The sequence below is a fragment of the Grimontia sp. THUN1695 genome (genome assembly GCF_059704325.2).
The window spans coordinates 1,141,404-1,165,363 of the sequence record NZ_AP046577.1 but is presented as its reverse complement, the minus strand read 5'-3'; the positions used below and the strand labels follow the sequence as shown (position 1 = coordinate 1,165,363).

General features: G+C 47.9%; 21 protein-coding genes and 1 riboswitch. Of the genes, 8 read left to right on the top strand and 13 right to left on the bottom strand.

Features of this window, described 5'->3' with window-relative positions; translation table 11 throughout:
- The first annotated feature begins 166 nt into the window (after positions 1–166).
- From AC6IB1_RS08860 to AC6IB1_RS08850, 3 genes are all read left to right on the top strand, one after another.
- The gene (locus AC6IB1_RS08860) at positions 167–1,561 is read left to right on the top strand and encodes an L-cystine transporter (RefSeq protein WP_503693153.1); all 1,395 of its coding nucleotides are present in this window, start codon (positions 167–169) and stop codon (positions 1,559–1,561) included.
- Between the two features lie 60 nt (positions 1,562–1,621).
- Positions 1,622–2,959 carry a CoA-disulfide reductase gene (locus tag AC6IB1_RS08855; RefSeq protein WP_497568711.1) on the top strand — a complete coding sequence of 446 codons (1,338 nt, stop codon included), beginning with the start codon at positions 1,622–1,624 and terminating at the stop codon, positions 2,957–2,959.
- A 209-nt stretch (positions 2,960–3,168) separates the two neighbouring features.
- Positions 3,169–3,657 carry a hypothetical protein gene (locus tag AC6IB1_RS08850; protein ID WP_497568710.1) on the top strand — a complete coding sequence of 163 codons (489 nt, stop codon included), beginning with the start codon at positions 3,169–3,171 and terminating at the stop codon, positions 3,655–3,657.
- A 120-nt stretch (positions 3,658–3,777) separates the two neighbouring features.
- Here AC6IB1_RS08850 and AC6IB1_RS08845 read toward each other — a convergent pair whose 3' ends face one another.
- On the bottom strand, positions 3,778–4,755 hold the full coding sequence (locus tag AC6IB1_RS08845; protein WP_005505638.1) for a chemotaxis protein CheV: 978 nt from the start codon (positions 4,753–4,755) through the stop codon (positions 3,778–3,780).
- Between the two features lie 531 nt (positions 4,756–5,286).
- Between AC6IB1_RS08845 and AC6IB1_RS08840 the strand changes: the two genes are divergently transcribed.
- Positions 5,287–6,681 carry a TolC family outer membrane protein gene (locus tag AC6IB1_RS08840; protein WP_497568709.1) on the top strand — a complete coding sequence of 465 codons (1,395 nt, stop codon included), beginning with the start codon at positions 5,287–5,289 and terminating at the stop codon, positions 6,679–6,681.
- Positions 6,682–6,764: 83 nt separating this feature from the next.
- Here AC6IB1_RS08840 and AC6IB1_RS08835 read toward each other — a convergent pair whose 3' ends face one another.
- Entirely contained in the window at positions 6,765–7,106 is a 342-nt protein-coding gene (locus AC6IB1_RS08835; protein WP_497568708.1) for a hypothetical protein, read from the bottom strand.
- 509 nt (positions 7,107–7,615) lie between these two features.
- On the opposite strand from AC6IB1_RS08835, the gene AC6IB1_RS08830 reads away from it, so the two are divergent.
- The gene (locus AC6IB1_RS08830) at positions 7,616–8,899 is read left to right on the top strand and encodes a DASH family cryptochrome (protein ID WP_497568707.1); all 1,284 of its coding nucleotides are present in this window, start codon (positions 7,616–7,618) and stop codon (positions 8,897–8,899) included.
- Positions 8,900–8,928: 29 nt separating this feature from the next.
- On the opposite strand, the gene AC6IB1_RS08825 is transcribed toward AC6IB1_RS08830, so the two are convergent.
- The 3 genes from AC6IB1_RS08825 to AC6IB1_RS08815 all read right to left on the bottom strand — a co-directional run bounded on the left by AC6IB1_RS08825 (position 8,929) and on the right by AC6IB1_RS08815 (position 12,076).
- Positions 8,929–9,546 (bottom strand): esterase/lipase family protein, encoded by a 618-nt coding sequence (locus AC6IB1_RS08825; RefSeq protein ID WP_497568706.1) that lies wholly within the window; start codon positions 9,544–9,546, stop codon positions 8,929–8,931.
- 87 nt (positions 9,547–9,633) lie between these two features.
- Complete coding sequence (locus tag AC6IB1_RS08820; protein WP_497568705.1) at positions 9,634–11,004, bottom strand: nucleoside recognition domain-containing protein; 1,371 nt, start codon at positions 11,002–11,004, stop codon at positions 9,634–9,636.
- 283 nt (positions 11,005–11,287) lie between these two features.
- Positions 11,288–12,076 carry a hypothetical protein gene (locus AC6IB1_RS08815; RefSeq protein ID WP_497568704.1) on the bottom strand — a complete coding sequence of 263 codons (789 nt, stop codon included), beginning with the start codon at positions 12,074–12,076 and terminating at the stop codon, positions 11,288–11,290.
- Positions 12,077–12,245: 169 nt separating this feature from the next.
- Between AC6IB1_RS08815 and AC6IB1_RS08810 the strand changes: the two genes are divergently transcribed.
- On the top strand, positions 12,246–12,566 hold the full coding sequence (locus AC6IB1_RS08810) for an HI1450 family dsDNA-mimic protein (protein WP_497568703.1): 321 nt from the start codon (positions 12,246–12,248) through the stop codon (positions 12,564–12,566).
- Positions 12,567–12,620: 54 nt separating this feature from the next.
- Here AC6IB1_RS08810 and napC read toward each other — a convergent pair whose 3' ends face one another.
- The 7 genes from napC to napF are packed head-to-tail and all read right to left on the bottom strand — an operon-like array spanning position 12,621 to position 18,568.
- Positions 12,621–13,217 carry a cytochrome c-type protein NapC gene (gene napC / locus AC6IB1_RS08805; RefSeq protein ID WP_497568702.1) on the bottom strand — a complete coding sequence of 199 codons (597 nt, stop codon included), beginning with the start codon at positions 13,215–13,217 and terminating at the stop codon, positions 12,621–12,623.
- A 9-nt stretch (positions 13,218–13,226) separates the two neighbouring features.
- The gene (locus tag AC6IB1_RS08800; RefSeq protein ID WP_497568701.1) at positions 13,227–13,679 is read right to left on the bottom strand and encodes a nitrate reductase cytochrome c-type subunit; all 453 of its coding nucleotides are present in this window, start codon (positions 13,677–13,679) and stop codon (positions 13,227–13,229) included.
- A complete protein-coding gene (gene napH, locus AC6IB1_RS08795) occupies positions 13,669–14,529 on the bottom strand; it encodes a quinol dehydrogenase ferredoxin subunit NapH (protein WP_497568700.1) in 861 nt (286 codons plus the stop codon). Before napH ends, AC6IB1_RS08800 begins: the two co-directional genes overlap by 11 nt.
- Complete coding sequence (gene napG, locus AC6IB1_RS08790) at positions 14,529–15,317, bottom strand: ferredoxin-type protein NapG (protein WP_497568699.1); 789 nt, start codon at positions 15,315–15,317, stop codon at positions 14,529–14,531. The genes napH and napG overlap by 1 nt, the downstream gene beginning before the upstream one ends.
- A 14-nt stretch (positions 15,318–15,331) precedes the next feature.
- Positions 15,332–17,818, bottom strand: a complete 2,487-nt coding sequence (gene napA / locus AC6IB1_RS08785) for a nitrate reductase catalytic subunit NapA (RefSeq protein WP_497568698.1) — start codon at positions 17,816–17,818, stop codon at positions 15,332–15,334.
- The gene (locus AC6IB1_RS08780) at positions 17,815–18,090 is read right to left on the bottom strand and encodes a chaperone NapD (protein ID WP_497568697.1); all 276 of its coding nucleotides are present in this window, start codon (positions 18,088–18,090) and stop codon (positions 17,815–17,817) included. Before AC6IB1_RS08780 ends, napA begins: the two co-directional genes overlap by 4 nt.
- Positions 18,083–18,568, bottom strand: a complete 486-nt coding sequence (gene napF / locus AC6IB1_RS08775; protein WP_497568696.1) for a ferredoxin-type protein NapF — start codon at positions 18,566–18,568, stop codon at positions 18,083–18,085. The genes AC6IB1_RS08780 and napF overlap by 8 nt, the downstream gene beginning before the upstream one ends.
- 171 nt (positions 18,569–18,739) lie before the next feature.
- Here napF and narQ point away from each other — a divergent pair, with 171 nt between their 5' ends.
- Positions 18,740–20,443 carry a nitrate/nitrite two-component system sensor histidine kinase NarQ gene (gene narQ, locus AC6IB1_RS08770; protein ID WP_497568695.1) on the top strand — a complete coding sequence of 568 codons (1,704 nt, stop codon included), beginning with the start codon at positions 18,740–18,742 and terminating at the stop codon, positions 20,441–20,443.
- 33 nt (positions 20,444–20,476) lie between these two features.
- Entirely contained in the window at positions 20,477–21,109 is a 633-nt protein-coding gene (locus AC6IB1_RS08765) for a response regulator (protein WP_497568694.1), read from the top strand.
- Positions 21,110–21,162: 53 nt separating this feature from the next.
- Here the strand turns inward: AC6IB1_RS08765 and AC6IB1_RS08760 are convergent, their stop codons facing one another.
- Positions 21,163–23,838 (bottom strand): calcium-binding protein, encoded by a 2,676-nt coding sequence (locus tag AC6IB1_RS08760; protein ID WP_497568693.1) that lies wholly within the window; start codon positions 23,836–23,838, stop codon positions 21,163–21,165.
- Positions 23,839–23,868: 30 nt separating this feature from the next.
- Positions 23,869–23,959, bottom strand: a riboswitch (cyclic di-GMP riboswitch).
- Position 23,960: the final 1 nt, after the last annotated feature.

The following is a 23,960-nucleotide window of genomic DNA, read 5'->3' as shown; positions in this document are numbered from 1 at the left end:
AATAACTGATTGATTTATATGTTATAACTAATAGAAATATAGGACAGGTTCTATATAACGATGGTTACATATATGATTCCCGCATACCATTCCTTTAAGAATAAGCAGCCGGGTTTTCACCCCCTTTCTGCCCAAAATTCTTTTTACTAAAGCCTTAAAGATAACAATGAACGTTATATTCAACCTGGCGATATTCATCGCACTTATTTATTTTCTTTACCGACTTCAGGCCAGCTATGTGCCTTTTACCAAGCGTGTCTTTGCTGGCTTGGGTTTAGGTATTGTATTTGGTGGTTTACTCCAGCTTTACTACGGCGCAGGTTCTGATGCTATCGCCACCAGCATCGAGTACTTCGACATTGTAGGTAAAGGCTATGTCAAACTGCTTCAGATGATCATCATTCCTCTGGTGATGGTCTCTATCATCTCTGCGATCCTGAAACTTAACGGTGGTACCTCTGTAGGTAAAATCAGTGCCATGAGCATTGGTGTACTGGTTATCACCATCATGATTGCAGCACTGGTGGGGATTGCCTGGTCGTTGTTGCTTGGGTTGAATGCCGATGGATTAACGGCGGGTGCCGCTGAGGTCGCGCGCGGACAATCGCTTGAGGAAAACCTGGGCCATGTTGAAAACCTGTCGTTTGCCAACATGGTGCTGGAGTTTATTCCTGCCAATCCTTTCCTTGATATGACCGGTGCAAGGAAAACCTCCACCATCGCGGTCGTGATTTTCTCTGCTTTCATCGGGTTGGCCGCAACAGGTATCTCTGCCAAGAAACCTGAAATCTACGCTTCTTTTGAACATGCCGTCGCGGTCGCCCAGGCCATTGTCATGCGTATCGTAACCATGGTGCTGCGCCTGACACCCTATGGCGTACTGGCGCTGATGACCAAGGTGATTTCCGGTTCCAATTATGCAGACATTCTTAATCTGGCGAACTTTGTGGTAGCTTCCTATGGTGCGCTAATCACCATGTTCATCATCCACTTGATGATTATCTCGCTGGTGGGACTTAACCCTGTCCGCCACCTCAGGAAAGTCATTCCGGTACTGACCTTTGCTTTCACCTCCCGCTCCAGTGCAGCCACCATTCCCTTGAATGTGCGCACGCAGGAGAAAGCACTGGGGATCCCGAATGGTATCGCCAACTTTGCGGCGTCATTTGGTGCCACTATCGGCCAGAATGGCTGCGCCGGTATCTACCCGGCTATGCTGGCTGTGATGATTGCTCCGACCCTTGGCATTAACACATTGGATATTGGTTTTATTGTTACCCTCGTTATCATTATCACCATCAGTTCATTTGGTGTGGCTGGCATTGGTGGCGGTGCGACTTTTGCGGCACTGATTGTGTTGTCAGCATTGGACTTCCCGGTCGCATTGGCAGGCTTGCTGATCTCCATCGAACCCTTGATTGATATGGGCCGCACCGCGCTGAATGTATCCGGCTCTATCACCGCAGGCGCAGTTACCAGTAAGCTTATGGGGCAAACCGACATGCACATATTCAACGACGACAAGCCGTTGGCCCTGGACGGTGAAGACGCCACTGCCTGACCCGAAAATCATTCGTTAATGGGGACATTCGGTCCCCTTTCCTGTTTAGAGGTTCACAACATGAACATCGTCATTATTGGCGGAGAAGCGGCAGGTATGAGCGCCGCAGCAAAGGCCCGCCGCGTTAACCCAGATGCGACGATCACGGTATACGAGGCATCAGAGGTGATCTCTTTTGGTGCCTGTGGCCTTCCTTACTTCATCGCCGATGAATTTCAGGATGCTGGCTTTATGTCAGAATTTACGCCTGAGCAGTTTGCTGAACGTGGCATTACAGTGAAAACCGGCCACCGCGTAACAAAAGTAGACGCAGAGCAGAAGACGCTTGAAATCAGCCGTCAAGGTGAGCAATTTGTGACTGGGTATGATCGCCTGATGATTGCCACTGGCGCGAAAGAAGTGCTGCCACCAGTAGCTGGCCTCGACAAACAAGGCGTTCACACCCTGCGCGTCATGCAGGATGGACTTTCGCTGAAAGCAGCTGTTCAGGCGCCATCTTGCCAGCATGTGACAGTGATCGGTTCCGGATTTATCGGTCTGGAAGTTGCTGAAGCCATGGTGCATCAGGGTAAAAAGGTCCGCTTGATTGAGCGCGCCGAACGCCTGATCCCAGATGCCTTCGATTCAGAAATCAGCATCCACTTTGCAGCAGAGCTTGAAAAAGCCGGTGTGGAAATCCATACCGGGGAATCACTGAAAGCAATTCTGGGCGACAATACGGTGAACGCGGTTGAAACCGATAAAGGCACCTATCCTACCGACTTGGTGGTGGTGTGTACCGGCGTAAAACCCAACACTGATTTCCTGAAAGAAACCGGCATCGAAACTCTGAACAATGGCGCGATTGTCGTTGACCGTCAGGGAAAAACATCTCTAACCGATGTTTGGGCAGCAGGCGATTGCGCCACCATCTGGCATGCCGTTTCCGGTGAGAATGCCTATATTCCCCTGGCTACCGGTGCGAACAAACTTGGCCGTATGGTCGGTGAAAATATTGCCCTTGTTGATGGCGACCCGCTGACATTTCCCGGCTCTCTTGGCACCAGTTGTGTAAGGGTGCTTGGCCTTGAAGCAGGCCGGACTGGCCTTTCCGAGCAGGACGCTATCCGTGCGGGCTTTAACGTAAAAACCCTGACCATCAAAGACAAGTGCCATACCAACTACTGTGCCGGTCAGTCTGACATGCACATGAAGCTTGTCTATGAGGCCGATTCCAAACGCATTCTTGGTGCACAACTTCTGGGTTATAAAGGCGCGGTACACCGTATTGACGCAATGGCCGTTGCGATTAGCGCAGGTCTGACAACCCGCCAACTGGGGATGATGGACTTTGCCTACGCACCGCCTTTTGCCCGTACCTGGGATATCATGAACGTCGCCGGTAACGTGGCGAAATAACACCCGACAAGATGCAAACACCAAGGCCAGTACGCTCACTGGCCTTATTTATTTGAAATAGTCCCATCAAGACACCAGAACCGCCTAAAAATCCTGCAAACAATCTTCCCAACACCCGGTCCTTTCCTTTAATGTGAAGCTAGGCAGTGTTTTTTCGTGCCACAGTGCGAAACTACACGCAATCTCGAAAGTACACTTAAGGTAAAAAGATGTCTGATATACCTTCCGCTGCAGTCGAAGTAGCAGCGAACGCACAAACTGTTGCTGAGTCCTCCGGTTCTGTTTGGCCTTATGTGGTTGGCGGTATCGCGCTTGTCATCGCAGCAGGCTACTGGGGTTATAAAAAAGTAAGCCAACCTCCATTTATCATTAGTCAAATCCGTCGCCGTAACCTCAAAGCGATGAAAAAAGAAGGCATTGAAAGCTCAGAAGCAATAACGGATTTGGACAAACTGCTCACGGCGATTGAAGAATATGCCGTTGAAAACAACATGTCTGGCAGTGACACAATCAAACTGCTTGCACCGCTGAACGATAAAAACCGTATGAAATCAGCAAAAGACATGTACCTCACCATGCAATACATTGCTCGCGAAATGGGTAATCATCGTCTGGCTGGTGAATTTAAAGGCAAATCGTCCGGCGTGAAGTCCAGCTCAAAACTGATGGCGGGCTTGCTTAAACGTGCGGGTATCTAACCACTCAGACACCGAATCGCCAAAGGCGCACCGCCTTTGGCCACAACATAATATTTGAAGATCATCGAAAAAAGTAAAGCGCCGGGAAAGGCGCTTTACTTTTGGGCCCCATAAGCGTTTTTACTTGAGCACCAAACCATCCATTAACCCAACCATCCGGCCAATTTCCGGTTTGGTAATGGTGTCATTGGCACCAAGATCCAGCGCTTTACGGCGATTGTCTTCACTCATCAAAGACGAAAACATGACGATGGGAATGTCTTTGTACTCTGCAATGTCCCGAAGCCTTTTTAAAAGATGAAGCCCATCCATTCTCGGCATTTCTACATCAGAAACCACGGCATCAACAAACTCTGAAATCGGCAACTGTTCTTCCGAACACAAGCGGACAAATTCACACATGTTGTCCAGACCTTCCTGACCATCTTTCGCCGTGATCACATTGTATCCCGCAGAACGCAATGTGTTTTCAATCAGCCGTCGGATAAAGGCGGAGTCGTCTACCACCAAAATGGTTTTGGCTTCACGTTTTGCCATCATCGCATCATCGATAACCACGGTTCTATCTTTGGTAACATCATATTTTTCCATACTCAATTCAGGATTAATGTCACCAATGATTTTTTCGAAGTCGAGGATCATAATGAGGTTGGTTTCCTGGCGAACCACAGCCACCACACAGTCTTGATCAGACGCTTCCAAAAACTGGCTGGGAGACTCCACTTCTTCCCATGAAATGCGGTGAATACGGCTTACGCTGTCAACAAGAAAGCCATTCGACATCTTATTGAAGTCAGTCACGATCACGACTTTATCAGTGATATTACTGGTCGTGGGTACACCCAACCAGCCCGCCAAATCTACCAATGGAATTAACTTCCCGCGCAGAGAAAACACTCCCAGCACATTCGGCTGCGCATTGGGGTAATCTGTCGTTTCAGGAACACGAATCACCTCTCGTACTTTGGCGACATTAATGCCGTAATAACAAACTTTCTTACTGCCGTCGGGTAACAGTTTTTCTAAACGGAATTCAATAATCTCGAGTTCGTTCGTTCCACTTTCTGTCAAGATTGCTGTTTTAGTTTCTGTGCTCATACCAAATCCCGGTGTGTATGTAAGGGCAAAAACAAATATGTCCTCTAACAGCATAGTCTTAATTCATCGACAGACGACTCAATTAACGAAATTTGTCACTCCGAATTAAATATCTTGATCAAGCTATACCCAATGCCAGCTACACAATCCGTCAAGCTATCTACATTTGTAGACTATTTACAACCCAAAGATATTGGATAAAGAAAAATAGTAAAATTTTTATGCCATCATTGTCGTTTTTCCCATTGACGTTGATAACAATTTGTCTCATTTACGATATAAAAATGAGAAACCCTTCACCTAGGGGTTTACTGTTTCTAAACATGCCCTACCTTTTACGTTGTTAAGCCAAATAAGTGACTTAAAACAATTTGTAACAGCATACCTGTCTATTTATTAATGCAATCAGATTTGCGGAAGAAAATAAAACAGGGAGATCGTTTGGATTCCATTGATTTGGGCCTCCACCTTTTAACTATTTGGCTTTCAAAATATAACCCCGGGTCTAAATTTGCTTTTGAAGGAACATGCATGGAACATCATTATCCCCACACTAGACTGCGTTTTTTTGCAAAAACAATCAAAGATAACAACGCTTGGAAACCCACGTTAAGTGCTATTGCTTTTGTATTATCCTCTTTCGGCATCGCTTATCCGGTTCATGCCCAATCACTGGAACAAGCTGTCGCCACAACGCTGTCCCAAAACCCAGCTATCAGGGAAGCTTATAGCGAATTCAAAAGCCGAGAAGCCGATATTGACGCTTCAAAAGGCGGTTACCTGCCTTCGCTGGATTTAAATGCGGGTATTGGTTATTCCAACTATGACAGTGACAACAATAATGGCACTTATCACCCGAGGGATGTCAGACTCAGTCTGCGGCAGTTGATTTGGGATGGCGCTGTCACCTACAACGACATTAAACGCACAAAATCAGAAGCAGAAGCGCAGCGTTATCAGTTGCTGGCGGATGCTCAGGATACTACCCTGAGTGTGACTGAAGCTTATATAGAAGTTCTCCGTGCCCAGGCCATCATGGACCTTTCGCAAAGAAATCTGAAAACCCACGAGCGTATTTATGCAGACATCAAAAAACGTGCGGACTCCGGTATCAGCTCAACAGCAGATCTTTCACAAGCAGATGGCCGCTTGGCTCAGTCGCATACCAACCTGCTTTCTGCCATCAGCAATTATGAAGATGCCATGATTGAGTTTGAACGTATTGTCGGTGAACCTCCGGTAGATTTGGTCAAACCTGAAGTCGATGCACTCTATATTCCCCCCACACTGGTTGAAGCCTTAAATATTGCAAAAGAAAACAACCCCGTGATCAACGTTGCGATGAATGATGTGGATGCCGCGAATTATCAATACGATCAGGCAAAAGGCGATTTCTACCCAACATTTACCATTGAAGCCTCACAGCAATGGGGCGATGAGTTGGACGGGCAACCGGGAGATACTGATGAATTCCTGACGATGCTTCGTATGCGCTACAACCTCTTTAACGGCAATACTGATGCCGCTGAGGCACGCAGCGCGGCTCACCAGGTCAGTAAAGCTAAAAATATCCGTTACAACGCTTACCGGCTTTTAGACGAAAGCACGCGATTGGCATGGACAGCAAAGGAATTGGCCCAAAAGCAAACCTCTTTTCTACAAAAACATGTTGACTCTTCAGCCAAAACTCTCGAAGCCTACGAAAAACAATACCGAATAGGCCGCCGAACCCTGCTCGATTTGCTCAATACTGAAAATGAACTCTTTGAAGCCCGACGTGCTTATATTGATTCTCACCACGCAGGTATTTATTCCAAGTATCGTGTGCTAAATGCGACAGGGTTACTGTTAGATGAATTACGGGTGACAACACCTGAAGAATGGCAAGCCTCAGTATATGGCGGGAATAAGAAAGAAAATCCGTGAAAGGGAAAGGGCCATCATGGCCCTTTTTCGATACTCGCTTCCCCCATCAACGTATCATGCTCGAATTCAGGTTGTTTGGGCCATCAATGAAGAATGACGGGATCAATGGTTCCCTGGTTTGTGGGTAACGCGAGCAGTAACCAGAAATCCAAATCGGTATCCGTACATTTCTCTGGCGTTACGCGTATTAAGCCCTTACAACGTTTACCACTTGGCTGTTCAAGCAACGCACCGGGACGACGCAATGCTTCATTCATACATTCATCCCCCACCACCAGTTGCAAGCCTGAATCGTCAACAATGCCGAAAAGCCGGCCATACTGGTAGAAGTAGAACCGTTCGTTATCCAGCTCTTCACGGATACCCGAAACACCTAACAGCGCTCTTCGCACAGATTCTGAAAGTTGATGCCCACTAAAACGCATATTCGTTTCCATATCCACGACAAGGTTAATTCGTTAATGTTTTCCAATATAGTGTTCTGGGGGATACTGTTAATCCCAATAAGTGCACATTCGAACGAAAACCGTAAAAAAGGCTGACAAGCCCTCTTTTTTTCTAAATACGAATTGCACAAAACTCATCGCGATTAGGGCAAAAGTATCAGTTCCAGGTATGACATCCAACAACCATGAGCTCACAACTTTGATGGTATCTGATGAAACTGGCTGTCAGGGCTGATCGGCATCAAGGCGATCCCGGACACATTTCACCTCTCATGGTTATTCACTTTAACTGAGCTGCACTACGCTTTAACTATGAAGCAAGCATATCAAGTGCTTAATCGTCTGCGCGCCATCATTCTCGCTTAAGCCTGTCACTTCAGGCTGCTTGGGGATAGTGTTTGATTGCATATTCAACATAGAGGAGAACGTACTCAACTAACAAAAGCCACCCTTCTGTTCGCAAGATTCAATCACTAAGGAGAGACGGTATGAAAGGGTTATTTTGGTTTAGACACGATTTGCGACTGGCAGACAATCCGGCACTCACTACTCTCTCCCGGCGTTGCAGTAAAGCCCTGATGGTTTTCGTTATTAATCCAGAATGGTTTAGACCCGCACACTATCAGTCCCGTCACCTCGGCAGGTTCAGAGAAGAGTTTCTCTATCAATCCCTTCGCTCACTCGAACGTGAGTTAAAAAAATACAAACAACGCCTTGTCGTCAAAGTGGGGAATCCATTGCTGGTGATCCCAGAACTCTGTAAGAAGCACGGTATCGACATGGTTGCCATGACCGATCATCCGGGCGTTTATGAACGCCAGCAAGTCGCGTATCTGTCTCGAACATTGCGCAGTGAAGTCAGTGTCAGCGAAAGCTTCACCCTGTTTCTGCGCAGTCAACTGGCGTTTGATAAAACGTCCTACCCCGCCACGTTCAGCCAGTTCAGAAAACACGTTGAGAAACAAAACATTCTACCCTGTATCCCCATCAGCGCACCGGATTCCCTACCCACGGTCATTGATGAAAGACGTGACATCTGGGGTGGGCAGGAATTCGTGTATGACCTCACTCCCTACCATGGCGGCGAAGATGCCGGCATGGTGCAATTGAACCAGTTTTTCTGGAAAACACAGGGACTGAAAAACTACAAACAGACCCGTAACGGCTTGGACGGCTGGCAATTTTCTTCCCGGCTCTCTGCCTGGCTAGCCAATGGTTCTATTTCTCCCCGGACTGTCGCCGCTGAACTCGACAATTACGAGTACCGTCATGGACGCTCAGATTCTACCCAGTCTATGTATGCTGAGCTGCTTTGGCGTGAATACTTCCAGTGGATGATGCATTACTATGGCGCAGATATGTTCGCCTTTGCGGGGATTAAGAAAACGCGCCCTCTCACAACCTATTATTGTCAGAACTATAAAGCCTGGGAACAGGGTACAACAGAATTTCCCATCGTAAATGCCTGCATGCGCCAACTCAACCAAACCGGGTATATATCTAACCGGGGCAGGCAAATCGTCGCATCCTGTCTGGTCAATGAACTGGGTGTAGATTGGCGGTTTGGTGCAGCGTATTTTGAACAGCAATTGATCGACTTCGACGTCGCCACAAACTATGGGAACTGGCAGTATTTGGCAGGTGTAGGGGCAGATCCTCGTGGCCAGCGCCATTTTAACCTTGAGAAACAAGCGGACGTTTACGACCCCAACGGGGAATTTGTCGAACGTTGGGCAAATTCAACCGCCTCAGAGCGCGCGTTCAGGTTCTGACATAGACTCACAAAACTACAAAGGCAACGCTATGTTGTCTCTGTGGTTTGCTCTTGACTCAATATTTCCAAGATCCTCGCACTCACCTGCTTTGAAAAAATCAGCGCGATATGCGTTAGCGGGAACACTTCATGGCTGACCATCCCTTCAATTTTGGTTTCTTCAAGGAGTACCGTACCATCAGACTCTTCACCTCTCACCAGCACTGCCGCAGGCCCTATCCGCGTATCTCCGGCAAGGCTGTACAGTGTAGATCCTTTCGGCCACCTTGGCTCATTCTCGGGTAACAGGAATTTACCTGACGCCTGAAACATAAAATCCCCGATACCTACCTGTTTAAAAAACGCAGCGACTTTAGACCCTTTATGCGGCGTTCCCAGTGTAATAACCGTGTTGATTTTAGTGGACATCTCACTGCCATTCTCAAGATAGACCCGAGTAATCACCCCCCCCATCGAGTGCGCGACAATAGCCGTTTCTTCCCCATCCACAAAATCGTCCATACGACTGAAAATCGAAACCAGATCTGGCTTCAGCGTATTGTAAGAGAGGTTCAAGACCTCATGGCCGGCACCTCGTAAACGCTTTTCCAATCGCATCATCACGACACCGTGCATATAAAGCCCGTGCAATAAAATGACTTTCATGATCCTCTTCTTGTTTGAAATCACCCAACACATAAAAAACGGCCATCGCTGATGGCCGTTTGGGTGCTAATTTGCCAAAAGCATCAATCAGAAAATCAGATGGGCAACACCGGCAATCACGGGCAAAGTAACCAAGGTACGTAGGATAAAGATCATCACCAGCTCCCACAGTTTTACCGGTATTTTACTTCCCAGCAATAACGCACCGACTTCTGACATATAAATCAATTGGGTCACTGACAGGCTTGCTACCACGAAACGGGTCATGTCGCTATCAATGTTCGCTGCAAGCACTGCAGGAATAAACATGTCTGCGATACCGACCAGCATGGTTTCAGAAGCCGCCACCGCTTCTGGTATATGCAGCATTTCCAGCAGCGGAACAAATGGCGCACCAAGGATGGTGAATATTGAGGTGTACTCCGCAATGATAAGCGCCAAGGTACCGATTGCCATCACAACAGGCAGCACGCCAAATACCATGTCCGCGGCGTTTTCCAAGCCTTCTTTCAACACATCGCGCAATGAACGGATATGGGATGCACGGGTCAATGCACTTTTTACACCGTAAGAGAAAACAGTTTCACCCTCTGGTAACGACTCATGCTCAACGGTTTTTTCTTCGCCATTAAACAGGGTGTCTTTCTTCCAACATAGTGGAGGCAGACGCGGAACAATGATTGCCGCAACAAAACCCGCCAGACACACAGTCAGATAGAAAGGTACAAACATGTGCTCTAAGCCAACCTGTGCAATTACGACCAAGCTGAAGCTGATAGACACAACAGAGAACGTTGTGCCAACGATCGCCGCTTCGCGTTCGGTGTAATAACCCTGTTCGTACTGCTTGCTTGACATCAGAATAGCCACACTGCCATCACCCAGCCATGAACTTGCGCAATCAACCGCTGAGCGCCCCGGCAACCCAAACAGTGGACGCATGATTTTAGTCATGAATGTGCCGATCAATTCAAGCAAACCAAAATTCGTCAATAATGGTAAGAACAGACCTGCGAAAATAAAGACAGAAAGCAATGTTGGCAGAAGATCAGCAAGCACAAACCCTCCGGTCGATCCACCGGTCACATGTTCAGGGCCAAAACCCCAAAACGCCATCAGCACAAACGCTGCACCAAGCAAACGTACTGTCAGCCAAACAGGTGTAGGTAAAAAGAGGCCGGACAGGAATGGGGATTTGGTGATAACACGCGGCTTGGTTATCAAGGCCAGTACAGAACCAATAGCACTGAACAAAATGATGGTGGTAACAATAACAGTTGCATGTTGACCTAACACATTAAGTAAGGATTTAGCCAGAACCGCAATGGGGATAGTAAAACCGCCATCAATCATGATTGGTGTCATAAACAGCAAAACACCCAGCAGCGACGGGATAAGGAACATCAACAGGTTCCTTGTTGATGATTTCGATGTAGTTATTTCTTCTGTGTTTTGCATAGCGATACTTCCTGGGCAATGCGTTAAGACAAATAGATATTCACAAAATGTGACTAATTGAGCGAAAGAGTAATGCAACCCATTTGGTATGTAAACAATAAATAGTCATTTATATTGAATAAATTACCCAGGAAGGTTCAATTGACCACATCAAAATCATTATCTGTCTATTTTTGGCGCAATTTGTGTTGATTGTTTGTAAATTCTACTGCATCTTTACAGCGAAAGGCTGTTCGGGCATCGCCCCATCTAACCGGAAAATCTTTACTGCAACAGTGAATAATTAACCAATTTTCCTATCTATACGTGCGTACTCAGACACAAGCCATTGGCTAAAATTGTCAAACAGCACCACCACAGCCCGCTTCTTGACAGGCTTGCGCTCAACTAAATAGAAAAGCCGTTCTATTTCCAGCGTCTTGCCCGGATAATGCATCAGGAAGGTTTCAGAGGCTGACTTGAGGTCAAACGCCCATGTTTTCTCTTTGTGAGCCACTAGCCCAAAGCTGGCCCGGATCAGCATCTCCGCCATTTCTTGTGCTACATCAAGCTGGGTTCCCCAGTGGGTCGCTCGGGCAATTTTCTGCCTCAACGCTTTTATCCTCGCGGATAAATCCCCATTCATCGCTTTGGACACTTCCCAGCTTACTTCAAAATGGCCAAAGCTTTTGCCGAGGTTATCACCACAAAGACAAACCACACAGTGTTTCAGGAAAAAGCCCCACCGAAAGATATTGGTCAAATCCGTTACATCTTTTAGCGGCACGGTATCAATCTGCACACGCGTAATCACATCACTGCCCTGCTCAATTCTCCAGCGCACTGTGTTCAGGGCAGCATATTCCTGAACATTCAGGGAACGTGTACAGACCAGCGTCAGCGACAAATCGGCCGTGTCACCAGCTTCACGGCGTGCTACCTCTCCTGACAGGTAAAGACTGTGAAACAATTCACCTGTTACAGCCCGGATTTGTCTTATCGCCATCGCGATAGATTCGACGTACGCGGACTGGAAAGGCCGTTCATTGTCCAATTCAGGTAACAAGGCTCCTCGGGGCGTGTTTTGGTACAAAAAATGTCCTCAATAAGTGTGTTTTCAACAATTTATACATTTTAAACCTATTTTACCGTTATAGCGGGTTCAGTGGTGCCTTTATAACCAAACGGATATCACAGTAATTGGGAAAACAACGCGGCCATGCTCTAATAGCAAAAAACATTACAGTCCTGAGAGAACAGCGATGGAAGCCTCACTACTTTCTATTGATGAGACATTGGAAACCGCGTTTGATATTTTCTACGAAATGGCGGAAGACAACCTGGAATACGACGACCTGCTTGCCTATCAAGCACGCTTTGATGAGGAAGGCGCCGGAGTGGCAGTGGACGCTGAAAGTGACTGGGAAGAACACGTGGGATTTGATGTTGATCGTGACGTATTTGTAGAAGTCCGTATTGGTTTGACAACAAATGATGTGCTGGATGATGTTCTGGTGAGAATGCTACTTAGCCGCGATCCTGAGCAGAAATTCTGTCACTTACTATGGAAGCGTGCCGCATAACCGGACACAAGAAAAAATTGGGCCAGCAAAAACGCCCGCTGGCCCGTTGGCAAGTTAAAACTTGAACTCTTTCGACGCATCATAGTCGCGAGGAAGGTTGTGCGCGATTCCCTTGTGGCAATCAATACAGGTTTGTCCTGCTTCTTCTGCTTTATCATGAACAGATGCCGCCACAGATTTTTGTACACTAAGATCCATAAATTCAAAGTTGTGACAGTTCCGACATTCTTGAGAGTCGTTCGCTTTCATCCGGTTCCATTCACGGGTCGCCATTTCTAAACGGTGATCTTCAAATTTCTTCGGCGTATCGACAATACCAAACGCTTTAGCATAAAGCTCTTTACTCGCTTGGATTTTTCGAATCATCTTGGGGCCCCATTCTTTCGGCACGTGACAATCCGGACAAGTTGCCCTCACACCGCTGCGGTTACTGTAGTGAATAGTACTTACATATTCCTCGTAAACGTTGTCACGCATTTCATGGCAGCTAATGCAGAACTCTTCACGGTTGGTCATCTCCAGGCCGGTGTGAAATCCACCCCAGAAAATAATCCCCGCGATGAAGCCCAGTGTCAGCACGCTGCCGATAGCCATACCACTCGGCGTTCTGAACCAAGTCCAGAATTTGGTGATAAATCCCGGTACTTTCATTATCACCTCCTACTTGCCAAACTTACCGGCAGGAACAAACTCGTTCTCAACCAATTCGTCGGTGTATGCCTGGGGAACATGGCACTGCAGACAGAAATAACGTCGCGGTGAAATTTCTGTCAGTACTTTGTTGTCTCTGTCCATAAAGTGCGTTGGGCTAACACGTGGAGCCCCAGTTTTACGGTATACATCTACATCATGGCACTGCAAACAGGCATTATTGGATTGATTGACCTGATACCCATCAATGGCGTGAGGGATCATCGGTGGCTGATTGACATAGTTAAGGCTGAAACGATCCTGGTTTTTAGGGACGCTTTTTATGCCCGGCGCTACATTCGTCTCACCAATCTCTGTCGCGCCACGCAGCGACTTTATACCGGTTCCATCTTCCTCTGCCGCCACTGTCACGCTGCCTAGTAACACAGCCAGCACCAGCGAAAACGTTAATTTATTTTTCATTATCGGCTCCAATTCTTTTTCTGAATCCTAAAACCTGTTCCGCACATACATCGATACAACGACCGCAGCTCATGCAATCTTTGTCCAAAACTCTTGTGTCTCCCGCTTTCAGCGGTTGACGTAATACCTGTGGCTCCGGGCACACATTGAAGCAGTCCATACACTTGGTGCAGGCATCACGGTTTACCGCTTTCACCCGCATGATGCTTTTTGAACCCATCAGTGCATACGTTGCGCCCAACGGGCACAAGTGACCACACCAACCATGCTCAACCAACACCAAATCAATCACGAAAACACTCAGAACCAGCCAGAGTCCTGCACCCGCACCAAAGATTAGGCTTCGCTGCAATGCACTCACTGGATCCAGCCATGTCCAAACCAATGTCCCAGACAGTGCGCTGCCGATAACAATGGCAGCGAGAAGCCAGTAGCGTAGCGATTTATTCCAGTGGAATGAGGCTTTGATACCGGTTTTCCGTCTCAGCCAGGCGGCAAAATCAGTCACCACATTCATCGGACAAACCCACCCACAAAACGCGCGCGGTGCAATCAATGCATAAAGCCCCACGATGACAGCAAGCCCAAGCCAGGCCTCAAACTCAAACCAATGTCCCGAGGCCAGCGATTGCGCTGCTATCAACGGATCGGTAAATGGAATAACGTCCAACAGCACACTTCCTGACAGGTTGCCTTTGAGGATCCAGACATCCCACAAGGGGCCCGTCCAAAACGCCAGCAACACAGCAAGTTGGGTAAGGCGCCGCAAGATAAGAAAACGGTGGGCTCGCCACCATCCCAGCCTTTTTACTGCCGCTTTACCTGCATCTATCGCCAGATTCTTCGCCATCAGTTCCCCTCCCCCGGCGTTCGGGCTGGTAACGTCAGATTGCGTGGAACCAGGGCTTCCCCATTGTTCGCTTCCTGCTCTTTCCAGCCAAAGCGGTAATGATGCCCCAGTTCACCACGTGCCAGCGTTGTCGGAACTACCTTAATGGCGGTTTCTTCTAAAACGCAGGCGTGTTCACACAGGCCGCAGCCTGTGCAGAACTCGGCGTGAACCATAGGGATCAGTTTGGCGTGTTTACCTGTACGTTGGTTATGCATGGGTTCCAGCGTGATGGCTTCATCGATAAGGGGACAAACGCGATAACACACATCACATCTCAGCCCCTGCCAGTTCAGGCAGTTTTCATGATCGATAAGTACCGCTGTACCCATTTTTGCCTTGGTAATGTCCGTCAATGACGGATCCAGTGCACCTGATGGACAGGCTTTTACACACGGAATGTCTTCGCACATTTCGCATGGCACTGAGCGTGCATCAAAATACGGTGTGCCAGTTGCAACAGGTGACAGCAGTGTTGCCAGCTTCAATGTGTCGTAAGGACAACCCCGGACACAAAGACCGCACCGAATGCAGGCATTAAGAAACGCAGGTTCTTCTAATGCACCTGGCGGGCGAATGGGGATACCGCTGCTCGCCTGGCTTTGTTTCGATTGCAACCCTAAAACGGTAACAGCAACACCTGCTCCAGCAGCCGTTCGCGCCGCATCACGCAGGAAGCGGCGGCGACTACTGTCAGAAGGTGACTTCACATTGTCACAGTTCTTTTGGTTAGGGGCTGACTTCTTCATGCTGTGACTGCCTGCTACGCCTTAACAACCTTCACAGCGCATTTTTTGTAGTCAGTTTCTTTTGACAAAGGATCGGTGGCATCCAATGTCAGTTTATTCACTAACTGACTCGCATCGAAAAATGGCATAAAGACCAGACCTTGTGGCACGCGGTTTCTTCCCCGGGTTTCAACGTGTGTCGCCACTTCACCCCGGCGGGAGATCACTTTCACAACATCGCCCCGACGTAATCCACGTTTCTTGGCATCAAGAGGATGCATATAAACAACAGCATCAGGGAACGCTTTATAGAGCTCAGGAACGCGTCGTGTCATCGTGCCAGTATGCCAGTGCTCAAGCACCCGACCGGTTGACAGCCACAAGTCAAATTCCTCGTCCGGTGATTCAGCCGCAGGTTCGTAAGGCAGAGCGAAGATAACCGCTTTTTTATCCGGCTTACCGTAGAAAGCAAACTCTTCCCCTTCTTTCACATACGGGTCATGACCTTCCGAATAGCGCCATAAGGTCTCTTTGCCATCCACCACTGGCCAACGGAGGCCACGTGCCTGGTGGTACATATCAAAAGGCGCTAAATCATGCGCTTTACCGCGTCCAAACGTCGCGTATTCTTCGAACAAGCCTTTTTGGATGTAGAAGCCCGCTGCGCGCGCATCATCATTCAGTCGATCAGATGGGATTTCGTCCAGTTTGAACCGGTCAACCTGACCGTTTGCGAATAAGATATCGAACAAGGTCTTGTCCTTGTATTCCGGCACCTTCGCCACTAACTCAGCAGGCCATACCTCACCGACTTTGATGCGTTTAGACAACTCAACAATTTGCCAAAGGTCAGATTTCGCTTCACCTGGTGCTTTAATTTGTTGATACCAGAACTGGGTGCGTCGTTCTGCGTTTCCGTAAGCACCTTCTTTTTCCACCCACATCGCTGTTGGCAGAATAAGGTCAGATGCCATAGCCGTGACCGTTGGGTAAGGATCGGACGTAATGATGAAGTTACGAGGATCGCGATACCCCGGCAAACGTTCTTCGTTAATGTTCGGGCCCGCTTGCATGTTGTTATTACACATCACCCAGTACACGTTCAGCTTGCCATCTTTCAGCATGCGATCTTGCAATACCGCGTGGTATCCCGGCTTGGGTGGAATGGTGCCTTCTGGCAGTTTCCAGATTTTTTCTGCCATCGCCCGGTGTTTCGGGTTTGCCACCACCATGTCTGCTGGCAGGCGATGTGCAAATGTACCGACTTCACGCGCTGTACCACATGCAGAGGGTTGACCAGTCAAAGAGAAAGGACCACATCCCGGCTTAGAGATTTTGCCAGTCAGTAAGTGAATGTTGTAAACGAGGTTGTTACACCACACACCACGGGTATGCTGGTTAAAGCCCATTGTCCAATAAGAAACCACGTTGGTTTCTGGGTTGGCATACAGTTCAGCCAGTGCGATCAACTGATCTTCCGGCACGCCAGACAATTTGGAGACAGACTCAACATCATAATCAGCGACAAATTTAGCGAAGGCATCAAAATCAATTTCTTCAGACGCACCACTGCCTGCATTCTTGGCTTTTTTCTCGAGCTCATGGGTCGGTCTCAGCCCGTAACCGATATCAGTCGCACCCTTGCGGAAATTGACGTGTTTTTCAATGAATGATTTATCAACTTTGTCGTTTTGAATGATGTAGTTGGCGATAAAATTGAGAATGGCAAGGTCAGTCTGCGGCGTGAAGATTATGCCGTTATCTGCCAGTTCGAAGCTGCGGTGTTCGAAGGTGGAAAGTACGGCGACTTTTACGTGATCGGCAGACAAACGGCGGTCGGTAAGACGTGACCAAAGGATCGGGTGCATTTCTGCCATGTTTGATCCCCAAAGGACAAACGCATCTGCATGCTCAAGGTCATCGTAACACCCCATCGGTTCATCCATACCAAACGTACGCATGAAACCCACCACCGCAGACGCCATACAGTGACGCGCATTCGGGTCGATATTATTTGACAGGAAACCCGCTTTCATCAATTTGGCTGCGGCATAACCTTCCCAGACGGTCCATTGGCCTGAACCAAACATACCGACGGTCGTTGGACCATTGGTTTGAATAGCGGTTTTAAATTTCTCGGCCATGATGTCCAGCGCTTCATCCCAGCTGACTGGCGTGAATTCACCTTCTTTGTCGTACACACCATTTTTCTTACGAAGCAATGGTTGTGTCAGGCGATCTTTCCCGTACATGATCTTCGGCAAAAAGTAGCCTTTGATACAGTTCAAGCCGCGGTTTACCGGCGCATCCGGATCCCCTTGGGATGCCACCACTCGACCATTCTGGGTACCGACCAAAATGCCGCAACCTGTACCGCAAAACCGGCAAGGCGCTTTGTCCCATTTGACTTCATTATCTGCACCCGCAGCCTGGGCAATAGACACAGGCAACGTGATCCCCGCTGCACTTGCCGCTGCCGCTGCCGCGTTAGCCTTTAAAAAATTTCGTCTTGTCAGGGTCATCTTCCCACTCCTTCCAACGTCAGATCAGGTTCTTCTTCCTCGACCTGATGAAACACAAGTGTCGCGGCCAATACTCCCGGCAGCGCCTTAATTTCTTCAAACTTTTCCAACAAGCCGCCACGGCTTGTACCCTCAATAACAACAACCAGCTTTCCTGCTTCATTTGATGCCGGCACTTCTGCACCTGGGATTTTTTCAATCCTTTCAATGACACTGCCCATTTGGTCAGCTACCGTGTGGACGATGAGGCTGCTTACGTGATATTCATTCATTGCTGATGTTCTCCATGGCAATGGCATTGACAGGACAAGGCACAATGCAAGCACCGCACCCTGTGCAGTCCTGTAGATTTAACGTAGGTTGGGCAACCTGACCCAGCGTGAGTTGGAACTTTATTGCGCGGGTTTCACAGGCATCGGAGCAACTTCTGCACTCGACGCCATTTCGTGTCAGGCATTGGTCGTTGATAGTGGCAATCAGATCCCAAGGCTTGGCAGATTTAGCTTTAAACAGCGGCTCTGGACATTTCGCTGCGCAGGCATAACAGAAGGTGCATTCGCCCCGGCTAAAGTCGATAGTAGGAAAACCGCCATCACCATTGACAATCACGTTTGCTTCGCATGCGCGAATACAATCGCCACAACGGGTGCATTGTTCGGTGAAACTTTCCCAGTCTGCAATCCAAGGTAAAGGGTTTACTCTGGTCTTAGCTTTGCTTCTTAGAAAAAACCGACGGCGTGTGTCGACCATAAGTAACCAATAACTAAAGGTAATAAGGTTTAAGTATGGTCAAGTTAGGAAGATTTGTGAGATGCATATATACCTCTTAGGGGGTATATAATGGGTGACATTGCGCCAGATCAATTTATTTGATTGATCTAGATCACATTATTAAATCAAAATAGCAAGCCTGATTGGAACATGACCGACCCGATTAAAAATATTATCGTTAAACAATCTGTTACCACTATCGTTGCCCGCTCCCTGATAGGGATCCTGTTCCTTGCCGTCATTATCACGGGCTTTGCGATTTTTACGTTGGCATCCAGCCTGAATGATGCCGCTGCAATCAATACGTCAGGTTCACTGCGCATGCAAAGTTACCGTATGGCTTACGACATTGTATTAGACTCCTCCCGCCTGCCCGGACATATTGATAACTTCGAACAGTCATTACTGGCACCAGAACTCCGTATTCTTGATAATTTCACTGTGCCTGATGAAATCCGCGAAAGGTACCACTCTCTCATTGAGCGCTGGATAAAGCTGCGCCCGGAGCTTGAAAGCGATGACAGAGCGTTTTATATCGAACAGGTTGGTGTGTTCGTGAACGATATTGATAGGTTTGTTTTCGCCTTGCAACAACACTCTGAGAACAAGCTTCAAGTGTTGGCGATGGTTGGCAGCGGTGGACTGGGCCTGATTCTGGCATTAGTACTGTTCTTGATTCACTACACCCAAAGACGCATTGTTTTCCCGCTCAATATGCTGGTGAAAGCGAGCCAGCAAATCCAAAACCGAGAGTTCGATGCCGAGTTACCGCCCGCCAGAAATAATGAACTGGGTGTTCTGTCAAACAGCTTCGCTCTGATGGCGAGTGAGTTGAAAGGCCTTTACGCCGACCTTGAACACAAAATCACAACAAAAACCCAAAAACTCACCAAAGCTAACCAATCATTGAATATCCTTTACGATTGCTCCAAACAGCTTTCCTCTACTTTCCTGAACCGCGAAAGTTTTGAAAGAATGCTGGCTATCACCCTTAACGCAGATGGCGTCAAGGCACTGAGCCTTCAGGCGCACAACAAAAACCAGTCAGACTGGGAGATAGCTGCCGGTTTTCCCGAGGGATGTGAGTGGTTTGAACTGCCGTTGATCCTGGATGGCGAATCATTCGGCACACTAAAATGGCAGGGCAACCCGGATGTTGTCGATAATGACCTGCTTTCCAACCTAGCGTCGATTCTCGCCCGTGGCGTGTATTACAACCATGCCCAAAAGCAGGCCATGCACCTTGCAGTGATGGAAGAACGTGCCACTCTTGCCCGGGAATTGCATGATTCCATCGCCCAGTCATTGTCATACCTTAAAATACAAACCAGTTTACTTAAACGTCACCTCAAGCTAATCAATGCGCAGGATTGCAACGACATCGCCCATGATATTAGCGAACAGTTACGTATTGCCTATGACCAATTGAGAGAGCTCCTGACAGCATTCCGACTCTCCCTCTCTCACGGGGATTTTGGCCTGGCCTTGCATGAAATGATTGAAACCCTGCAAGGACAAACAACAGCTACACTGACGGTTTCTTCGGATTTAGATACACTTTCTATGGATGCCCAGCGGCAAATGCACATTCTTCAAATTATCCGTGAAGCCTGCTCCAACGCAATTAAGCATGCCAAGGCTGAACATATTACCGTCCGCTGCTTCCAGCACTCTCACCAGGCATGTGTCGACATCACTGACGATGGCGTAGGTTTTTCACTTATTGAGGAAAAACCTGACCATTATGGCTTGAATATTATGCAGGAGCGTTCATCCATGCTGGGTGGCGACCTGAAAATCACAACGGCACCAGAGAAAGGGTGCCAGGTAACCCTGACGTTTGACCTTGACTAGGGGCTATTACCCCTAATACGGAGCTGTAACCTGATGACAAGCTGGAATGTCCTGTTGGTTGATGACCATCCCTTAATGAGAAAAGGTCTCAGCCAATTGTTGAAATATGAACCCGAGTTCTCTTTCCTGACAGAAGTAAGCAACGGAGCAGATGCCATCGCAGAAGCATCACGCAACGAACCGGACCTGATTGTTCTGGATCTCAACATGAAAGGCTTGTCTGGGTTGGATACCCTAAAAGCACTCAGGAGTGATGGCTGTACGGCAGTGATTGTGATCCTGACAGTGTCTGACAGTCCCAACGACATTCATGCCATTGTTCAGGCTGGTGCAGACGGTTACTTGCTCAAAGACAGTGAGCCTGAAGAGCTGGTGATGCAATTGAAGTCCGCCATGACCGGAGAAAAAGCCTACAGCGAACAGGTCCGCACGTATCTTGAAAAGAGCCGTGAACACACCTCTCCCCTCAGTGTGCTGACTGAAAGAGAACTGCAGATACTGCGCCATGTGGCCAAGGGGCTTCGCAATAAACAGATTGCCGAAACACTCTATATCTCTGAAGCCACGGTGAAAGTGCATTTAAAGAACTTATTGAAAAAGCTGAGTGTGGAATCCCGTGTCGCGGCAACGGTGTTGTACCTTGAACATGAGCCCAATGGGAAATAGAAAAGCAAAGGGCGACCCGCAGTGGTCGCCCTTATCGTCTTCACAGGGTTACGTTAGAAGAGATCTTCACCGTTTAAGGTCACTGTTTCAGCGTCAGTCCAAATAGTAATACTGCGATCAAGATAATCATGCTGGAACACATACGCATTCAGCTCGCCAACCTGAGCATCTGTCAGCCCCATCAGGGTGATCATTTCAGGGGAAATCGCTGCATTAACGACACCATCGTCAACATAGTTCCAGGGGATGCCGGCAACATCAAAGGCATCATCACCTTCACCCAGATAAGCAATAAAACCGTCCCAGTCGTCCGGAGTCCCCAGATCTTCACCAAATGGGGTGTCTGATTGAGCGTAAATAGCATTTGGATTGATCGAGAGCACTTGATCGCCCTCATCTCCAATTACAGCCTCAATCTGAGCCATCACATTACCTGTCACCGTCGGAGCTGTCTGGTAGGCTTCACCGGTAAAATCTACAATCGCATCACCCTTAACTAGCAAGGTATCAAAACCGGTATCCCCATAATACATATGCTTGTTGATCACAGTACCATCCGTCTCCGTCGTCGTCAGGCCGACAAAGTCGTCCTGACCGAAGATCAACATATCATCACCGTTACTGCCTCGATAATAATCCACGCCTGTGCCACCATCAATGATCACGTCGCTACCTGGTCCGCCATGTAACATATCATCACCAGCACCGCCCAACAGGGTATCTTTACCGGGGCCACCAAATAGCACGTCATTTCCGTCGCCCCCATCCAGAATGTCATCACCGTCGTTGCCATAAAGAATGTCATCACCCACACCACCCATAATATGGTCGTTGTCGTCACCGCCATAGATAGTGTCATTCCCTTCACCACCGTAAATAGTATCGGCATCACTTTCCTCAATCACCTGGGTCGCGCTGACTTTCATGATGACATCATTAAAGTCCTTGTCACCGAGACACCAGAGATCTTCCCAACAGGAATTCTCTCCGCTGTTGATTTCGTGATCTTTACGGTCACCGTTCTTGCCCCATTCGGATACATAACCACCTGTTGACAGGTTACCCTGAACAAACTGTGGACTCCCGTTGGCAAAACTCAAGGTGACAGCACCTTCGTTAAAGCCCAGGGTGTCACCGCCAGGGATGATAAATAAACCAAGACGCGTTGCACCATCAACATTGATGACCGTTTGCGCCGAACTGTCCTGTTTCGCGTTATCTACCATGATATAGGCTTCCAACACTTGCCCATTTTCATCCAACACATAGTAACCAACACTATTTTCATAGTTGGCGCTCGAGGTGATTTGCGACAAATCCAAGGTGACAGCCTCACCATTGCTAATATCCCAATACCCATCAGTACCACGATCAATTTCAACCGTCTGGCGACCAATCCGGCCTCCATAGATCAGATCATCACCTTCTCCACCATAGATAATATCATCACCCCACTGGCCATAGATCGTATCGTTACCCGCACCTCCATCGATATAGTCTTCATCATTAAATTTAACCGTGATGTCTTCGGAGATACCGTCATAACGGACGTGGCTAATATCGCAATATGAGTTCGGTACCAAAGACAAATCCGTCATATCCGTGATTTCCGGGCCGCTCAGTTGGAGCAACAAGTTGCCGTTTTCATTGAGGCTATTGTAATGGTGACCGTTACCATCCAAATCCACATCTAGGATCGCGAATTGATAGACATTGCCATCAGAATCACAGTACTTGAGGGTGTAATCAAGATTCACAGCGTAGGTATTACCATCGATTGTCACCGTCTGAGATTTGTCATCGGAATATTCGTTGCAATAGTTATCACCATTCAGGTAGCCATCATCATCCTGAAAAGTGACCTTTGTTGTACTGCCGTCAAATGACAAGGTGGAAGGAAAATTGAAGCCTTGAAAATTGCCGCCGGTAGATACGGTGAAATCAGAGCCCAACTGAAAAACGTTTACTGCCGGCTCGTCATTGAAGTTTGGTGATGCTGTATTGCCGTAAATAATATCATCACCCTCTCCACCAAAAAGCTTGTCCTGACCGTTATCGCCTTCGATATAGTCATTCCCCCCTTGGCCATATACTGTATCATTGCCATTTCCAGCGGTGATCACATCATCACCACCAATGCTCTGATCGGTTTCTGGTGACATCAACGATGTGTAATCCAGACTACTGACATTTTCGATAGAATTAGGTACCAGAGAAAGGCTCGTTGAAGACGTAATTTCAGGGCCGTCAACTTGGATAAGAATTTTACCATTCTCCCCAACATTGCAGTAATGGTGACCATTACCATCAGTATCAACATCGACCACTGCAAAGGTATAAATGTTTCCAGACGCATCACTGTACTTCAGTTGGTAATCAACGTTAGCGCCATATTCATTGCCGTCAATTAAAACAGTCTGTGTTTTGTCATCTGAATACTCATTGCAACGATCATCGCCGTTTAACTGTCCATCATCATCCTTAAAAGTGACGTTTGTTACAGAACCAGAAAAGCTGAGTGTTGGTGGAGAATTGAAGGCATAGTAAAAGTCACCACTGTTCGCAGCGACATCTACTCCCATAACAAACACCGCACCTACATAGCCAGTACCCGTTGAATCCCCCACATCGCCATAGATAACATCATTGCCATCTTGACCTTCTATGTAATCATCACCAAATGTACCGTTTAGTCTCTCTGAGTTATTTGTCCCAATAATATCCGACATGGTCTGTCCCTTTATTCGCTATTCAAAGCTAGAGGCAGCCCGGCCATCTCAGCACCACCATATTCCTCCGAGACCCGTAACTTTCCGTCCCTACTTCGCAACAGGTTTGGCGTTAACTCCAA

Coding starts and splice junctions, on each gene's coding strand:
- AC6IB1_RS08860 (WP_503693153.1), top strand. CDS start 167: ATGAACGTTATATTCAACCTGGCGATATTCATCGCACTTATTTATTTT.
- AC6IB1_RS08855 (WP_497568711.1), top strand. CDS start 1,622: ATGAACATCGTCATTATTGGCGGAGAAGCGGCAGGTATGAGCGCCGCA.
- AC6IB1_RS08850 (WP_497568710.1), top strand. CDS start 3,169: ATGTCTGATATACCTTCCGCTGCAGTCGAAGTAGCAGCGAACGCACAA.
- AC6IB1_RS08845 (WP_005505638.1), bottom strand. CDS start 4,755: ATGAGCACAGAAACTAAAACAGCAATCTTGACAGAAAGTGGAACGAAC.
- AC6IB1_RS08840 (WP_497568709.1), top strand. CDS start 5,287: ATGGAACATCATTATCCCCACACTAGACTGCGTTTTTTTGCAAAAACA.
- AC6IB1_RS08835 (WP_497568708.1), bottom strand. CDS start 7,106: ATGCGTTTTAGTGGGCATCAACTTTCAGAATCTGTGCGAAGAGCGCTG.
- AC6IB1_RS08830 (WP_497568707.1), top strand. CDS start 7,616: ATGAAAGGGTTATTTTGGTTTAGACACGATTTGCGACTGGCAGACAAT.
- AC6IB1_RS08825 (WP_497568706.1), bottom strand. CDS start 9,546: ATGAAAGTCATTTTATTGCACGGGCTTTATATGCACGGTGTCGTGATG.
- AC6IB1_RS08820 (WP_497568705.1), bottom strand. CDS start 11,004: ATGCAAAACACAGAAGAAATAACTACATCGAAATCATCAACAAGGAAC.
- AC6IB1_RS08810 (WP_497568703.1), top strand. CDS start 12,246: ATGGAAGCCTCACTACTTTCTATTGATGAGACATTGGAAACCGCGTTT.
- napC (WP_497568702.1), bottom strand. CDS start 13,217: ATGAAAGTACCGGGATTTATCACCAAATTCTGGACTTGGTTCAGAACG.
- AC6IB1_RS08800 (WP_497568701.1), bottom strand. CDS start 13,679: ATGAAAAATAAATTAACGTTTTCGCTGGTGCTGGCTGTGTTACTAGGC.
- napH (WP_497568700.1), bottom strand. CDS start 14,529: ATGGCGAAGAATCTGGCGATAGATGCAGGTAAAGCGGCAGTAAAAAGG.
- napG (WP_497568699.1), bottom strand. CDS start 15,317: ATGAAGAAGTCAGCCCCTAACCAAAAGAACTGTGACAATGTGAAGTCA.
- napA (WP_497568698.1), bottom strand. CDS start 17,818: ATGACCCTGACAAGACGAAATTTTTTAAAGGCTAACGCGGCAGCGGCA.
- AC6IB1_RS08780 (WP_497568697.1), bottom strand. CDS start 18,090: ATGAATGAATATCACGTAAGCAGCCTCATCGTCCACACGGTAGCTGAC.
- napF (WP_497568696.1), bottom strand. CDS start 18,568: ATGGTCGACACACGCCGTCGGTTTTTTCTAAGAAGCAAAGCTAAGACC.
- narQ (WP_497568695.1), top strand. CDS start 18,740: ATGACCGACCCGATTAAAAATATTATCGTTAAACAATCTGTTACCACT.
- AC6IB1_RS08765 (WP_497568694.1), top strand. CDS start 20,477: ATGACAAGCTGGAATGTCCTGTTGGTTGATGACCATCCCTTAATGAGA.
- AC6IB1_RS08760 (WP_497568693.1), bottom strand. CDS start 23,838: ATGTCGGATATTATTGGGACAAATAACTCAGAGAGACTAAACGGTACA.